This is a genomic window from Mucilaginibacter antarcticus (assembly GCF_042686155.1).
In the GTDB taxonomy this organism is placed as follows: domain Bacteria; phylum Bacteroidota; class Bacteroidia; order Sphingobacteriales; family Sphingobacteriaceae; genus Mucilaginibacter; species Mucilaginibacter antarcticus.
In genome coordinates, this window is sequence record NZ_JBHUON010000008.1 from 79,834 (window position 1) to 96,450 (window position 16,617).

The 16,617-nt window shown below is 44.4% G+C and carries 13 protein-coding genes; 4 read left to right on the top strand and 9 right to left on the bottom strand.

Annotation, left to right across the window (positions count from 1 at the left end; genetic code table 11):
- Positions 1-20: 20 nt before the first annotated feature.
- From porK to ACFSYC_RS08705, 8 genes are all read right to left on the bottom strand, one after another.
- Entirely contained in the window at positions 21-1,367 is a 1,347-nt protein-coding gene (porK, locus tag ACFSYC_RS08670; protein WP_377125812.1) for a T9SS ring complex lipoprotein PorK/GldK, read from the bottom strand.
- A 264-nt stretch (positions 1,368-1,631) separates the two neighbouring features.
- Positions 1,632-2,390, bottom strand: a complete 759-nt coding sequence (locus ACFSYC_RS08675) for a uroporphyrinogen-III synthase (RefSeq protein WP_377125815.1) — start codon at positions 2,388-2,390, stop codon at positions 1,632-1,634.
- 24 nt (positions 2,391-2,414) lie between these two features.
- Positions 2,415-3,350 carry a DUF4271 domain-containing protein gene (locus ACFSYC_RS08680; RefSeq protein WP_377125817.1) on the bottom strand — a complete coding sequence of 312 codons (936 nt, stop codon included), beginning with the start codon at positions 3,348-3,350 and terminating at the stop codon, positions 2,415-2,417.
- 117 nt (positions 3,351-3,467) lie between these two features.
- On the bottom strand, positions 3,468-4,277 hold the full coding sequence (locus ACFSYC_RS08685; RefSeq protein WP_377125820.1) for a hypothetical protein: 810 nt from the start codon (positions 4,275-4,277) through the stop codon (positions 3,468-3,470).
- Positions 4,278-4,364: 87 nt separating this feature from the next.
- The gene (locus ACFSYC_RS08690; RefSeq protein WP_377125823.1) at positions 4,365-6,431 is read right to left on the bottom strand and encodes a hypothetical protein; all 2,067 of its coding nucleotides are present in this window, start codon (positions 6,429-6,431) and stop codon (positions 4,365-4,367) included.
- 37 nt (positions 6,432-6,468) lie between these two features.
- Complete coding sequence (locus ACFSYC_RS08695) at positions 6,469-7,443, bottom strand: ROK family protein (RefSeq protein WP_377125825.1); 975 nt, start codon at positions 7,441-7,443, stop codon at positions 6,469-6,471.
- A 12-nt stretch (positions 7,444-7,455) separates the two neighbouring features.
- On the bottom strand, positions 7,456-8,838 hold the full coding sequence (locus tag ACFSYC_RS08700) for a sugar porter family MFS transporter (protein ID WP_377125828.1): 1,383 nt from the start codon (positions 8,836-8,838) through the stop codon (positions 7,456-7,458).
- Positions 8,839-8,905: 67 nt separating this feature from the next.
- The gene (locus ACFSYC_RS08705) at positions 8,906-9,931 is read right to left on the bottom strand and encodes a LacI family DNA-binding transcriptional regulator (protein ID WP_377125831.1); all 1,026 of its coding nucleotides are present in this window, start codon (positions 9,929-9,931) and stop codon (positions 8,906-8,908) included.
- A 123-nt stretch (positions 9,932-10,054) separates the two neighbouring features.
- Between ACFSYC_RS08705 and hemW the strand changes: the two genes are divergently transcribed.
- The 3 genes from hemW to ACFSYC_RS08720 all read left to right on the top strand — a co-directional run bounded on the left by hemW (position 10,055) and on the right by ACFSYC_RS08720 (position 13,273).
- The gene (gene hemW, locus ACFSYC_RS08710; protein WP_377125834.1) at positions 10,055-11,176 is read left to right on the top strand and encodes a radical SAM family heme chaperone HemW; all 1,122 of its coding nucleotides are present in this window, start codon (positions 10,055-10,057) and stop codon (positions 11,174-11,176) included.
- 457 nt (positions 11,177-11,633) lie between these two features.
- Positions 11,634-12,176, top strand: a complete 543-nt coding sequence (locus ACFSYC_RS08715) for a fasciclin domain-containing protein (RefSeq protein ID WP_377125837.1) — start codon at positions 11,634-11,636, stop codon at positions 12,174-12,176.
- Between the two features lie 221 nt (positions 12,177-12,397).
- The gene (locus tag ACFSYC_RS08720) at positions 12,398-13,273 is read left to right on the top strand and encodes a carbohydrate kinase family protein (protein WP_377125840.1); all 876 of its coding nucleotides are present in this window, start codon (positions 12,398-12,400) and stop codon (positions 13,271-13,273) included.
- A 60-nt stretch (positions 13,274-13,333) separates the two neighbouring features.
- On the opposite strand, the gene ACFSYC_RS08725 is transcribed toward ACFSYC_RS08720, so the two are convergent.
- Positions 13,334-13,615, bottom strand: coding sequence for a GNAT family N-acetyltransferase (locus tag ACFSYC_RS08725; protein ID WP_377125843.1), 282 nt, complete (start codon positions 13,613-13,615; stop codon positions 13,334-13,336).
- A 192-nt stretch (positions 13,616-13,807) separates the two neighbouring features.
- Here ACFSYC_RS08725 and ACFSYC_RS08730 point away from each other — a divergent pair, with 192 nt between their 5' ends.
- The gene (locus ACFSYC_RS08730) at positions 13,808-16,615 is read left to right on the top strand and encodes an outer membrane beta-barrel family protein (protein WP_377125846.1); all 2,808 of its coding nucleotides are present in this window, start codon (positions 13,808-13,810) and stop codon (positions 16,613-16,615) included.
- Positions 16,616-16,617: the final 2 nt, after the last annotated feature.

Sequence of the window (16,617 nt, forward strand, 5' to 3'; positions counted from 1 at the left end):
AGTTATAAGATTTTGTTTGATTATCGTTTGTCCCTTAGATCGCGGCCCTGGAAGTGGGTTACGCAACGGAAACCTATGTATGATTTTGCGCTATCCTGGTACTCATAAGCGCGTACAGAGTTTTGCAGAAAATAGCCAACGTCTTTCCATGACCCACCACGTATAACCTTACGTTTTGCAACCTCCGGATCGCCTTTTTTTGCTTCGTAGCTAAACGTAGGCGCAAGGTCATTCACAAATGTTGATGCCGACGCGTCGTAAGCAGATTGTGTCCACTCGGCTACGTTACCTGCCATATTGTACAGGTTAAAGTCGTTAGGGAAATAAGATCTCACTTTGACAGTATAAGCGCCGCCATCGTCAGAATAGTTACCGCGGCCCGGTTTGAAGTTGGCCAGCAAACAACCTTTAGCGTTTTTAATGTAAGGGCCACCCCATGGATATGAAGTACCTACCCTGCCACCACGTGCAGCATACTCAAATTCCTGCTCGGTTGGCAGCTCATAAGGCGAGCGGTGTGGTAAACGTCTTGAGTCTTTGTAGGCATCATTGTAACGTGTGCGCCAGATAGTAAAGGCGCGTGCCTGACGCCAGGTAACACCTACCACAGGGTAATCACGAAATGATGGGTGAGAAAAATAACCTTCAACCATTGGCTCATTGGCAGCGTATGAAAAATCGCTTAACCAAACCAGCGTATCAGGATATACCGATACGGTATCGCGCAAAATAAAGTCCGACCGGCGCGCCTTTGGGTTATTTCTGTTATTAGCAGCCTCGCGCAATAAAGGCATGGCGTAATTGTATTTTAATAAACGTACATCAAGTTCATTGCGATCAAAGATACGATCGTCGTCTTTGTAGTACATTTCCTGTAGCCTGGTAGCATTAGCACTTGGAGCACCGCGTTTTGCACTTGCAGCAAAAGGGGGGTTCTGTTTAGCATATTTCCAGTCTATGTATTTTTTCCCGGTTGGGTTTGGTGCCGCGGCGCCTTTCCCTGTAGCGCCAAGATAATACTTAGGGTCATTTAGATAACTAACTATAGCGATAGAATCTCGCACCCAGTTAACAAACTGCCTGTACTGGCTATTTGTTATCTCTGTTTGATCCATGAAAAATGCGGGAATGGTAACTTGCCTGGTTTGAGAAATTTGAGCAAAAGTAATATCCTGATCGGTTTGACCCATTAAGAAGGTTCCCAACGGAATATAGGCCATACCTACGGGTATTTCAGAAGGAGCTGATCTGGCAGCTACACCTAACACCTCTCCCCGGTCCGCCCCGCCACCTTTGCCGCCAAACAGGCCGCAACCGCTTATTGTAATGGTACCTAAAACTCCTATTAAAAAGTATATATGCTTCATGTTTTACAAATCAAACCTGGCTATAAGTTATAACACAAAATGACCTCCGAATATATAAAATTTGTACCATCAAAATTGCAAAAAATGTCTTTTTATTAAAATACTAAACATTTTTTAAACTTAGACGCAAATTTATTAATAAACGCTGGTAGATTATAGCATCAAATTCCTCTAAACTAATTAGTTAAACCATTTAAGGTTTCTATTAATTGTTTATACGGTAATTAACGCAAAATGTTGCAAGAAGGTTTAAAAAAAAGCTAATTATTTATTTACCTGCTTACAATATTGCTCAATGGCCATAGTCATTGACGGCGCAGCCGGCGTTGGGGCCGGAATATCTAAAAGCAAACCTGCCTCAATCACAGCCTTGTGCGTGGTGGCACCAAAGGCGGCTATACGGGTATTGTTTTGCTTAAAGTCTGGAAAGTTTTTGTATAATGATTGTATACTTGAGGGGCTGAAAAAGGCAATAATATCGTAAAACACTTCGGCCAAATCGCTCAGATCGCTGCAAACGGTACGGAACAGTACGGCAGGCGTAAAATCGTAACCGTTTTCAAGCAAAAATTTCTGGGTTTCTTCGGCAGCCACATCAGAGCAAGGGTATAAAAACTTCTCGCTTGCGTGCTTTTTCAACACTTCGGCCAAATCTGTAGCTGTTTGTTTGCCAAAAAAGATCTTACGTTTGCGGTACTGGATGTATTTTTGGAGATATAATGCAATGGTTTCAGACAGGCAGAAATATTTCATCTCTACCGGCACTTCAAAACGCATTTCTTCGCAAATACGGAAAAAGTGATCTGCAGAATTACGGCTGGTAAAAATAACAGCAGTAAAATCAGCAAGGCTTATCTTATCCTTTCTGAAATCCTTGGCAGGTACACCTTCAACATGGATAAAAGATCTGAAATCAATTTTCAGGTTGTGCTTTTTAGCAAGTTCCGCATACGGATTCTTATCGCTTTCGGGTTTCGGTAAAGTAACTAAAATACTTTTAACCTTTTTCTTTCTATCTTCCAATTCCGTGTGTAATAAACCAAAAATTTAAATATTCAGCGCCTTAAATAATATCAAAACGGGGCAAATTTCGAGGGCACAAAGATAGATAAATAAATAAAATTTATGAAATCGAAAATTAGAAATTATATTAACGCTGCTGCGTAAGTATAACCAGGTAAAGATTACAACTATCAGCGATACTGCTGCTATCAATAAAACAGGTACAAATTGAGCTGCCAGTAAGGTAAAACACACCGTAACCGGCAAAAACACAAAAGCGATATTGAAATAGGTTAAATAAAGCACTGATACATACTCTGACACCATTTTCTGAATATCAAATATGAAGCCTATGGCCCGTAACAGCAAAAACTTAACCGCGAAAAACAGCAAAATAACCACAGAGAATGATGTAAACAGTCTGAAACCGCTTACGCTGTAATACAGGTTTTTATAAGCAGATAGCTGGTACAAAAACAAACCAAACGTTGCGCCAAACAGCAAAAACAGGCCTATAAAAGCCCAAAAATTTATCTGGGTATCGTCTTTATTGGTTTGTACCAGTGCGCGTTTGCTATAAAATGACAATACTACATACCGCAAATCCTTATGCATAGCTAAATTTAGTATGGCTGTATAAAGCAACAAGCTTATCACCATTAAAATTACCCATGGGTCGCGCGGGGGGCGCATGTGGCCGTTACGAAGGTTACTTTTTGATTTAAAAGGGATATCCAGAAACTGGAAACCGCTGTACATGTGGTCTTTAATGAACTGTGCCGCCGCTTGGCTGGTCATGGTCGAATCGGGGTAGCGGATGAACTGCATGGCCACCGAATCACGCATAAACCGCTCGCGGGCCTGGGTAGCCAGTATTACCGAATCAAGCACCTGGCCGCTGTTGGCCTGGGCGGGGGTAATAATGCGGCGGGGGCGGGGCGCTACCGAATCAAGTTTTTCCTGCGCCTGCGCTGCAAACATGCAATTTATCAGCAGAAGGAAACAAAAAATAGCACGGCGCATACACTTTCGTGGGTTATCTTTGCAAAAATATCCTAATTTTTCAGGTTTTAGGCAGATGGGCCAAAAATACGTTGCTTACCGTGTTTCTTTATTGGGGATGGCCGCGGTAGCAGGCTTGCGTAATGATTTTTTTGAAAGATAATCTGCTAATTGCTCAATCTTGTCGGTGCCGATGATATCTGCGCCGAAGGTTACTTGCGCATCCCATGCCTCCTGCGTATCAGGTGCACCCCAAAATCTTACCAGTTTACCGGTGTTTACATGGACGCTGTCTACCGTTTTCTTTAGCCTTTTGTAATCGGCATCCGGAATTGCACCCACTCCTTTCCACGCCGACCATTTTTCAAAGTTAAGGCTCACCTGCCCTATCCGTGCCCATTGCGCGGGATCATGGGGATACATTAGGTCATCATCAAACCAAAACATCGATGCGTACTTATAGAAATTGGCACCCTGCGGTCGGTTACCGCTGATCAGGATCTTTAGCCGTCCTTTCAGGTTATCCCTCGTCATCAGGTAAGGCTCCAGATCATTTAGTGCTTTTTCAAGCTTGGGAAGGGTTTTGTTATAATCGTCTTTGATATCTACCAATAAACATAGCTGACGCAGGGTGTCTCGTTTAAGAGCGTACAAAATGGGGTCGAGGTACATACCCTTCAACGAACGTTCTTTAAACAGTTGCTTGCTGCTGTGCGATACCAGCAACTCGCCATCTACCAAAAATATATCAGCCTCAATAGAATTATAGCCATTAGCCAGCGCCTTGTAAAACGGGCTATTGTTAGCATAATCATTATGCGAATGGGTGTACCGCGCCTGACCAAATGCACTAACCGACGAACACATCGCGACAGCAAAACAAACTATTTGAGCCCTTACTTTCATGCCGATAAAACTAATCTATTTTGGCAAAAGTTAAATTACGATTGGGTTAATTATTTATCACATGTATATACGGCCAGCTATGCCTTCTTAATTTTTAAGCGCCGCTATTTTAACATTTTTAATTCCAGTGCCTTCCGATCTAAAAAGCAGCTTTTCTACTTTTAAATCCGGGCGAAAAGCGATCATGGTGCGCTGTCCGGCAATCTCGGTGTCTACCTGCGAGCCACCGAATTTAGCGCTGTACTTTACAATGATGCGCACTTTGAAAGGTTTATCGGTGCCCTTCAAATTTTCAATAGCGTAATTACGCGCCCCACTTGGCGAACCACCCTCGCGCAACGACTTCTCTGATCTTGAGAAAGCATCAAGCTGCCCTCTACCGTATTGGGCTTTATTTGCCCTCGGGCTAACCTGCACCTCGCAAGCCTGATTATCACCATCTTTCCCAAAAAGCAACGCGCCGAGTTTTCCTTGAACGTCCGTACCGGGTTCAACATCAAAGCTAAGCAGGAAAGACGACGACCCTGTGCTAAACGTGGAGGTTTGCTTTATTTGAGTAGCTAATGATCTTGCTTTTTGGGTAGCCGGAATGATCTCTTCCATCCATTTAGTACCTATTCTGCCATCGGCAGACTGGATCATTTCATGTATAACCAAAGAGCCGCCCCAGCCCGCAATAGGGATCCACCCGGCTAGTACGAAACGGCCATTTTTTATCTGGGTTACGGCCGGCACATTCATCCCGTTATAAAAATCTAACCCCGCTTTAACGCCGTTTACAAACTGGTCTTCGGGCGCGCTGGCCGGTTTAGACCAATAGCCCGTAAATCCGCCTATTACATAATCGTAATTCCCCCAGCGGAAGAAGAAGGTACAATCGCCTCCCGGCGGGAAGTTTGGATTGACAGAACGCCAGCCACCGACGATAGATTTTGACTCCCAAGTCCCTTTAGCGCCATAGTTAGCCAACATGCGCAAACGGCCTTCAGGATCGGTATATACACTTGGGTTTTCGCAAGGGTGAAATAAGATCTTTGTCTTTTCGAAATTACTGATGCCATCCTGGCTAACAGAATAGGTAGACCCTGCGGGATAGCCTTTCAGCGTATCATAACGGAAAGAGCCGGTAAAACCGTTTTTATTGTAATAATCCCACTGTAAGGGCAAGGTAGTTAACTCTTTAGGGTAGATGCGCGTAGTATGTAACCCGTAGCTGATACTCAGTTTATTATCGAAAATAAACGGTGTACCCGTGCCCATCGTTTCCCATTGTGCCTCTATTGGTGTGGCAGCGTCATGCTCTGTCCAGGTTTTAAAGTCTGTTGTTGACAGGTGCTCAAAATAGTGCCCTCCCTTGCCAAATTTGCTGGCATGGCCACGGCGGTCAAACAGATAAAACACGTGATAGCGCCCCTGATGATAAAACGTCGCGACATCGCCTACCCAGCTGTTGTGGCCTTGTGGTGTCCAATACTGAATTTCGTTAGCCGTGCGGGGTCTGCTTAAAACGACTCTTTGAGGTTCAATGCCGGGGAAGATAATCTCGGCGCCGGAAACCAATGAGGGATTGATCTCCCAGCTGCTTTGTTTCCCCCACTTTGGGTAGCCTAAAGCAAAATCGTTATCCAATAACTCATTGTCTACATACAAAGTCCACCTGACGCCCGAGAAATGGAGCACAACGTCATGCTGCCCGCTAGGTTTTGCCAACATGGCTAATGGGATGCCTATCGGCATATCGTGGCCCTTAGGCTCGGTAGGAGGATAAAGTTTAAGCGCTGCTTCCAGTACCGGCACAGAACCATCAGCCATTGCATAAGCGGGATAGTTTTGACGTTTCTTATCCTTTGGGTCATGCTGAAATGTGGTAAGATTAAGCACTCCCGGGATAGTAAGAAGATTTGTAGCTGCGGTTACTGCTTTTAAATTAACCCTCATTTTTATGGTAAAGCTGCTGCTATCAAACGGCGCCGTAAAGGTGGCGCTTGTTTTTTGTGATGACAATGTGCTTAATGCAATACCACCGGCAAAACGCCAGGGCGAAGCATTTAACAAAAGTTGCACAGGCTTTTGCTTTTGAGCGTAAGCCGTATAAGGCAGGCTGGCCACAGCTGTCAATATTGCTAAAGTGTATTGAGCTACTATCTTTTTCATGTTTATAATGAAGGTTGTTGTTTTAACTGATTAACTGTTAACGCTGGCTCCGGCTCATTGCCGCTAAGCTGAGCGCGGCTATATCGCCTATATTTTCGCCCAAACCGGCGGGGACGATCCTGCAGACCTGGCGCGCGCCAATGTAGGCCTCGCGCTCAATCACCTGCATCATGCGGGTATCTAATAACGATTTTGCCCTGCCGTAAATGCTGCCCATGATAATAACTTCAGGATTTAGGATATCTATCAGTAATGAAAGGCCTCGGCCGAGGTATTCGGCGCAGGTGTTATAAATGCTTATCGCCAGGTCATCGCCCCTGTGGGCAGCTTCGGCTACTATTTTGGCGGTAAGTTTTGGCAAATCATCCAGACTACCGCAAAACGATACCTTTTCACCCACCTGCAACCGCTCGCGCACCATAATTTGCGCTAGTTGCGCTATGCCGCCACCACTAGCCCACCCCTCAAATGACCCGGCTTTACCAAACCCTACCGGCCCCATGTCTGACAAGCGCAGGTGCCCCACCTCGCCGGCGAAATCTGATGTACCCGAGTAGAGTTGCCCGTTTAATATCAAGCCCGCTCCCATACCGGTACCAAAGGTTAAAAAGATCACATTTTCACAGCCTCTGCCGGCTCCGTATTTCCACTCGGCAACAGCGCAGGCATTGGCATCGTTTTGCAAAAGCGCAGGGCGGCCAAAGCGCTCTTCGGTCATCTGTACAATGGGGATGTTATCCCACCCTGGCAAATTAGGCGGCGATAATACCAGGCCCTTCTTACTGCTAAGCGGACCACCGCAACTTATGCCAATGCCCTTCAGATCAGCGTTCTTTAAGTTGTTTTTGGCAAGCAAATTTTCGGCAGCGGCAAATAGCTGCTCAATCATATCATAGGGCGGTTGTGTGGTGGGCATGGCTACCTTGTCGATGATTTCCATCGGGCCGTCACCCTCCGACCGGCCAATTATTACGGCGCATTTTGTGCCGCCTATATCAAATCCTAATAACATATTTGTTGCTTATTATAAGTCTCGTGGGCTGCCGCCTTTGCGCCAGTGTTCTTCAATCTCTTCCAGCGATTTGCCTTTGGTTTCGGGGATATAATGCCGTCCCCACAGCATCCCCAAAAAGCAAATACCTGAGTATAAAAAGAAGGTTGCCGACACGCCAAAGTTGTTTACCAGTTTAAAGAATGTGAACGCAATAATGGCGTTAAAACCCCAGTGCGCCAACGAGCCAATACTCATGCCCACACCCCTGACATTTAGCGGGAACACCTCTGATATAAGTAACCAGCCCAAAGGCGCCAGGCTAATGGCAATAAAAATGATGTAGCAAACAATGCTTAACACAGCAAAGACAGGCAAGCTTGCACCCAGCGCCTCTTTAAAGTAAAAGCATGCACCTAACATAGCCAACGAGGGGATCATGCCCCAAATACCGATCATATATAACTTACGTCGGCCAACTTTATCTAACAAAATAACCGACACAAAGCAGGCCAGCACGTTAACCGTGCCGATGATAATAGCCGGAACGATAGATGCTGTGTTGCTAACAATGCCCGCCATTTTAAATATGATTGGCGAGTAATAAATGATAGTATTTACGCCAGAAAATTGCTGAAAAAAGAAGATACCAATGGTGATGATCAACGCAGGGCGCAGCCATGGTTTTAGTATTTCGGCACTGCCGGTTTGGTTCTGTTCGGTAAGCTCAATGTCGCGTTTAAGGTCCGACAGCGTTTGGGCTATGAGATCAGGATCTTCGACTCTATTCAGCACAGCTTCGCCCTCCGCCCAGCGGTTTTTACTAATAAGCCAGCGCGGTGTTTCGGGTAAAAAGAACATACCGACGAGCAAAATAAGTGCGGGGAATAATCCCACAAAAAACATCCAGCGCCATGATTCAAGGTCGGCATCATTGCCCAGCCAATAGTCCGTAATGTACGACACGAGGATCCCGATAGTTATCATCAGCTGATTGAGCGTAACCATGGCGCCCCGGCGGCGCGTGGGCGCAATCTCGGCAATGTACATAGGCACCACAAACGAGGTAATACCAATAGCGATGCCGATAACAACCCGCATCCACATTAAAAACACAATGCTGTTGGCATAGGTACAGCCTACCGCGCCAATGGCAAATATGACAGCGTTGATGATGATCATTTTTTTGCGGCCCAAATAGTCTGACAGTTTGCCGCTGGCTATAGCGCCTAGTACCGCGCCCAGCAACACGGTAGTGGTTACCCACTCCAGGCTGGCATCGCTTAGTTTCCAATACTCTTTCATAAAGGGCAAGGCGCCCGATATGACGCCGGTATCAAATCCGAACAGCAACCCGCCCGTAGCGGCTACAATGGAAATGAGCAAGACGTTTGACCTTGATTTGGTTGGTTTCATTTCTTCTAATTTTTGGTTTATGGTGGTTTTATCTAGCTATCTATTAATACGAAATGCACTTCAAAAATCATTCTCTACATGAGCGACCAACTACAAGCTCAGAAATGCAATGTGTTGCGTCTTTGACTTCAATATTTGTCTTATGATGATCTATCTGCTCCATTAACTTATTAACTGCCGCCTGCCCCATTGCCTCTAAAGGTTGACGTAAATGGGTTATAGGTGAATAAAAAAGATCAAAGGCTTCCGACTCATCAAAACTCATTACCGATAGTTGCGACGGTACTTGTACTCCCAATTTGTTCAAGTATTTTAAGCCATTAATGGTAAGAGTATCAGTAGCAAAAAATGCGGCATCGCAGGGTTCAGTATGGTTAAGAATGATGTCTAACCCGTGTTGAATATCCTGTACCCTATCAGCGCTGTCAACCTCTTGCAGCCAATGCTTTTTAAAACCTAGATCATGATCTTTAAGCGCATCCAGGTAACCCTGGTTACGCTGCTGTAAGTGATAAAAGCTGGTTTGATAATTGAAAAAAGCGATATGCTGATGTCCTTGTTTAATGAGGTGTGTGGTACCATCATAAGCGGCTTTATAATTGTTTAGAGCGATGTGATTGACCGGCACCTCCGGGAAATATCTGTCTAACAACACAAAAGGCACACCCCACTTTTGCAGCATCTTTATTTGCTGCTGCGATTTTTCTGTAGGCACCAATATTAAACCATCCACCTGCCTGTTAACAAGCGCGTTAACCAGCTCTTCGAAAGTGTCGTCATTTTCATTTGAGCTACCAAACAGCACGGTGTAGTTTTCCTTTTTTGCTTCGGCTTCAATAGCGCGGGTAATGCCGGTACTAAATCGATAATTAATATCGGCCACCACCAAACCAATAGTATTGGTTTTAAGCATCTTAAGGCTTTTGGCAATTTGGTTAGGACGATAGTTCAACTCTTCGGCCGCTTTCTTGATCTTTGCGGCATTGTCTTTACTCACTTGTTTCTGCTCCGCTTGCCCGTTTAAAACGTAAGACACCAGGGCAATAGACACACCAACGTGCTCAGCAATATCCTTGAGGCCTACTTTTTTCATGAAACGCTTTTAATAATTGGTTGATCAAATTTATCACTTTAAACGTTTAAAGCAAATTAAAATCAGGATTTTATTCGCATTTTCACTTATCCGCATATCTTCACTTTGTACTACCTTTGCGTCATGGTCGGCATCTACATCCACATTCCCTTTTGCAAACAGGCTTGCCATTATTGCGATTTTCATTTCACAACTTCCTTAAAATATAAGGACGATTTACTGCAGGCGTTGGTTAAAGAGATCCAACTGCAAAAAAACTACCTGCAGGGCCAAACTATTAGCACCATATACTTTGGTGGTGGCACACCATCGGTTTTAGCTGCCGCAGATATCAACCTGTTACTGGATACCATCACCGGCTTACATACTGTTACCGCTGACGCCGAGATTACCCTCGAAGCCAATCCGGATGATTTGGACAAAGCCAAACTGCATGATCTGCGTCAAACTGCCGTTAATCGTTTTAGCATTGGCATACAGTCTTTTTTTGACGATGACCTGCAATGGATGAACCGCGCGCACCGCAGCCAGGATGCCGAAGCATCGGTAAAGCGCGCGCAGGATAACGGCTTTGAAAACATCACCGTTGACCTGATCTATGGTTATCCCTTATTGACAGACCAAAAATGGAAATACAATCTTGACAACGTTTTTGAACTGAATGTGCCACACGTATCAGCGTATTCCATGACCGTTGAGCCGCAGACAGCCCTCGCGTCCTTTATCCGCAGTAAAAAACAACCTTCCATGAATGAGCAGCAAAGCTCTGAGCAATTTTTAATGCTAATGGATGCCATGCAAAGCAAAGGCTTTGAGCATTACGAAATTTCTAACTTTTGTAAACCGGGGTATTACAGCCGTCACAATTCAAACTATTGGCGCGGGATAAGTTATATAGGCATCGGGCCATCGGCACATTCGTTTAACGGTACCAACAGGCAGTGGAATATAGCTAACAATGCCAAATATATCCAGCAGATTTATGCCGGCACACTCCCGGCCGAGGTAGAAGAACTGACGGAGACGAACCGCCTGAACGAATACATCATGACGTCCTTACGCACTAGCTGGGGGCTTGACCTTGATCATTTGAACGGCATAGCCGGCGGCACCGCGGCAATGTTGAATAAAGAAGCACAAAGCTTCCTCGAGCGTGGCTGGATCAGTCAGCTTGATAACAAATTTTACCTTACCAAAACCGGCAAACTATACGCCGACCATATTGCGGCCGAGCTGTTCTTCTAAATATTCCTAACAGGACTAAGTAGGATATAACTGTTTAAAACCAAGCACTTACTTGAAACGTATTTATATAACAACGCCACATAAGGCGCTAGTTTTAAGAATGGCGGTCTCCCAAGCTTGTCCGGAGTAACACCTGGGGCAACCATCTTAAAATTATTAGCGTAACGTGGCAAACGTATTTAACCCAAACAAATTTGTGGTTATGCGGTAAGCGGATTGCTGTGTTCGTTAGCAGATTCGGTAACCGTAACTACAAATAACGTTACCCTTTAACAGGGGAAACCCGGTTGCCTGCAGCGCCGGGTTTTTTTATTTGCCTCTGACAAGCCACATACGGGAACAGGCTGCATATACGTGGTTTAACAATCAACGATTTATGTAGTTATCACCGCCAGCTATAACTACTATAAAACCGCAAATGGCCAATTGAGCGTACCTCTCTGTAAATATCAAAAACATGAAAAAAATCATCACCTGGACGCTTGCCTTAGTAGCTATTGCAACAACGTCTAACCTTTATGCACAAACTAAAATGGTTGGCGGCGCGGCTATGTACCCAACAAAAAACATTGTAGAAAACGCTGTAAATTCAAAAGACCATACTACGCTGGTAGCTGCTGTTAAAGCAGCCGGACTTGTAGAAACATTGTCTTCGGCAGGGCCGTTTACTGTTTTTGCGCCTACTAATAAGGCATTTGGAAAGTTGCCAAAAGGAACTGTAGAAACACTGGTAAAACCAGAAAATAAAGCAACGCTAACCAAGATATTAACCTACCATGTTGTTGCAGGTAAAATGAGTTCTGCTGATCTGTTGGCTAAAGTAAAAGCCGGCAAAACTGAATTGACTACCGTACAGGGTGGTAAGCTTTGGATTAAAGCAGATGGCAGCAAACTTTACCTGGTTGACGAAAAAGGGGGAAAATCATGGATTACTATTGCTGATGTAAATCAAAGCAATGGCGTTATTCACGTAGTAAACACAGTATTAATGCTTAAATAATCAGGCGGTTTAAGCATCCTAATATCACAACAAACATTACCTTTAAAATTGAACCCGGTTGCCATGGCGCCGGGTTTTTATTTGTCGCGATCGTAAAAGGGACTATTAAGGGGCGCATAGGGGCAAGCCATGGTAAGCTTTATTGGCATTGTCATAACATTAAGTTAATATACTATTCTAAAAAAACATCATAGCTTTGCCATCCGAAACGGATCGATCTTATGAAAAAAAATATACTTTGTTTTGGTGAGGTTTTATGGGATGCTTTTGGCGAGCAGAAAGTTGCCGGCGGCGCTACCATGAACGTGGCTTTCCACCTGGCTCAGCAAGGCGCCGGGGTTACTTTTGCAAGCAGCCTGGGTACGGATGCATCAGGCGACGAGATGGTCGACTTTTTACAAGATAACGGCCTTAGCACAGACCTAGTGCAACGCGACAAGACCCTGCCAACATGCGAGGTTACCGTGCAACTTGATGAGAAACAACAGGCAACATACATTATACCACAACCTGTATCTTGGGACGGCATAAAAACTACGCCGGCGCTTAACAAATGTGCTAAAGCCGCTACTGCTGTGGTGTTTGGCAGTTTAACCGCCCGCGAAGCTACCAGCCGCAATACTTTACTAAATTTATTGGGCGAAACCAAAGCACTTAAAGTCTTTGATGTAAACTTACGCCATCCACATTATACACTGCAAACCATACAAAACCTTGCAGCCGTAGCCGATGTAGTAAAGATGAACGAAGAAGAGGCCGACCTGCTTATCACCAGCAAAAAAGGCGACCTGAAAGATAAAATAAACGAGTTTAGAAGCAAATACCACGCGCAAACCATTTGTGTAACCCGTGGCGATAATGGCGCCATGGTTTGGCATGACCACGAATTTTTTGAACACCCGGGCTTTACGGTAGATGTTGTAGACACCGTAGGTGCCGGCGACTCTTTCCTTGCCACCTTTATTATTGGTCTGCTTAACAAAACACCTATGCAACAAACTTTAGAGCGTGCCTGCGCCGTTGGGGCCTACGTAGCCAGCAAACGCGGCGCTACCCCAAGATATGTTGACGGGGTTGTAGATTTGATGAAGAAGTAGCTATCAGCTAAATATCCAAAAATAACAAAGCCGGGTCTACAATGATCCGACTTTGTTATTTTATGCCCTCAATCGCTCCCACTCCGCGTGGCGTTTCAAATAAGCTTGAATGTAAGTGCAGTAAGGCAGCATTTTAAAGCCGTTTGCCTCCAGATATTTAAAAGTTTTTTCAACCAGCGCGGCAGCCACCCCGCGGCCCTCCAGCACCGGTGGCACTTCGGTGTGTACCAGGTAGTATTTATCTTCCTTTATCTTGTAATCAATAAAGGCCCGGTGGCCATCAACAAATATTTCAAAGTTGTGTATGGCTGTATTATTATTTAGTGCGATGTCTTCAAACATGGTATAAATATATAAAATCATCGCGCAGGCAACAATATTCAATGTTCAATAGTACTGATCCGCTCGTGTAACTTTCTGCTTAACCGGTCATCTAACTGCTGCCCTTTAAGTGTTAAAAAACGTTAACAGATGTTAAATTTCAAAATCCACTAACTTTTTAGTTTTACCTTTAGCCCTATCTAAAACCTCATAATGAAACCCACAATTATTACGCTCGCGCTGCTGATGCTTTTTGCTGTTAACGGCTACGCGCAAGACAGCTATAGTATTAAAGGGCTCGCGGTAGATACTGCCGAAAAGAAGAGCCTTTTTAATACTTCTATCATGGTGATCAGTGCTAAAGACTCGGTATTACAAAAGTTTACCCGCGCCGGTGCCGACGGATCTTTCGCTATAAAAAATCTAAGCCACGGTAAATTTATTGCAGTGATGAGTTACCCCGGCTATGCCGACTATTCTGAAGATATTACACTTGATGATAAAAGCCCAGTGCACGATTTTGGCAAAGTTGGCATGACCTTAAAAGCCCGCCTGCTACAGGACGTTATTGTTAAAGCGCGTGCTATCCCCATAAAAATTAAAGGAGACACCACCGAATTTAATGCTAAAGCCTATGTTATACAACCTAATGACCGCGTGGAGGACCTAATTAAACAGTTCCCCGGCATCGAGGTGGACAAGGATGGTAAGATTACCGCGCAGGGCAAAACCATTGAAAAAGTATTGGTTGATGGCGAGGAGTTTTTTGGCGATGACCCTACCCTGGTTACCAAAAACCTGCGTGCTGACATGGTTGACAAGGTACAGCTGTATGACAAAAAAAGCGATCAGGCCACCTTTACAGGCATAGACGACGGGCAAAAAACCAAGACGCTTAACATCAAGCTCAAAGAGGATAAAAAAACCGGCTACTTTGGTAAGGTTGAAGCCGGCACAGGCACCCGCGACTTTTACCAGGGCCAAGGCATGTTCAATAGCTTTACTGCAAAACAAAAGTTTTCGGCCTATGGCATAGCCAGTAACACCGGCAAAATTGGCTTGGGTTGGCAAGACCGGCAAAAATATGGCGAAAGCAACGTTCAGGTAGATGACAACGGCGGCATCAACATGTTTTTTAGTGGCGACAACAGCGGCCTTGACTCTTTTAACGGCAGCTATGACGGGCGAGGTATTCCAAAAGCCTATAATGGCGGTTTGCATTACGATACTAAGTGGAACGGTGATAAACAATCGCTGAACACCAATTACAAAATAGGCCGGTTAGACGTTAACGGAACAAGCAATAACTTAACACAAAATAACCTGCCCGGCGGCCAAATTAACACGAATGAAAATCAATCTTTCAAAAATTCCATTTTTAGGCACAAGCTCGATCTTAATTACACGATAAAGCTGGATACGGCATCGACATTAAAAATATTTGCCGATGGCACCTTTAAAAACGCTAAAACAAGTACTGATTTCTCTAGAATTGGCCGTCGCGGACCGGCAGGTAATGATACTTTGCTTAATGCCAGTACGCGCACAATTAACAATGATGAGCAAAGCCGTTTGTTTAACGCAAGCCTGGCTTACACGCATAAATTTCAAAAAAAGGGCCGTACAATTTCTGCAACTTTTAACACAAGTATTAATGATGAAAAAAGCGAGGGTTTTCTGAAATCTGCAGCAACCTACTACAACACAAAAACAGGGGCCATAGACAGCCTTGTGCGTATTGACCAGCTAAAATCTGATGCGATAAAAAACAATGTATTCAGCTCAAACATTGCTTACACAGAGCCGCTTTCCAAAAAGCTATCCTTAATGCTTAACTACAGCATTAACACCAATAACGGCAGCGCCGACAAGCGATCATTTAATAATACGGGGGCAAGTTACACCGTACTTGATACCGCCTTTAGTAATTTTTTTACGCTTAACCAACTTTCCAACCTGGTTGGGCTGTCTCTTAATTTTAAGGGAATCAAACAATCATTTAATATAGGTAACCGGGTGTCCGACGTGTCATTTAAACAGATCAACGAGTTTACAGGCAACACCTTTAAAAGGCATTTTCTTAACTGGAACCCTAATGCAAACTACTCGTACAACTTTAGCCAGCAGCGGTCGTTATATGCATCATACTGGGGCAATACACAGCAGCCCTCTATTGACCAGATACAGCCTGTTAGGGTAAATACCGATCCGCTGAATATCTTTTTGGGTAACCAAAGCCTAACACCATCGTTCAGCAACCGGTTCAGTATCAGTTTTTATGATTATAAGGTACTTTCAGACCAGTATATCAATTTCAGTGTAAGCTATAACTTTACCAGCAACCAAATCATCAATAGCTCTGAAACTGACGCGGCCGGCAAAAGTATTACACGGTATGTTAATTTAAGTGACAAAACACCTAACGGCTACAATTTCTGGGGATCATATGGCCGCAAAATAGGTTTTTGGGACCTGTCGGCCGGATTAAACGTTAATGGTAACGCCAGCAACAGCTACTCATACAATAACAATGTCTTAAACAAGGGCTCAAACGCCAATTACAGTGTCCAGCTTAGTTTGAATAAATATGTTAAAGACAAATTTGATTTTTGGGTTAACGCCGGACCAAGCTATAGCATCAGTAAGTCGACGCTGCAAATGTTTGGCAATAGCAACGGGCGCGGCTTTAGCACCTCGGGTGGGGCATCTGTTTATTTGCCGTTTAAATTTAAATTATCAGGCGACGTAGATTATACCTATACTGCGCCTACTGCTACCTTTGGCAGCGATCTGCGCCGTACAATAGTTAATGCCAACATCAGCAAATCGTTCTTTAAGGCCAACGCGCTTAAGCTCATGGTTTCCGGTAACGATTTGCTAAATCAAAACGTAGGCTTTAACCGGAACGCTTATGGTAACATGATCACCCAAAATACTTATACCACCATACAACGCTACTTTATGTTTACCGTTACCTGGGATTTTAACCACATGGGCGGCGCAACTGCGGCAGCTAAATAAAT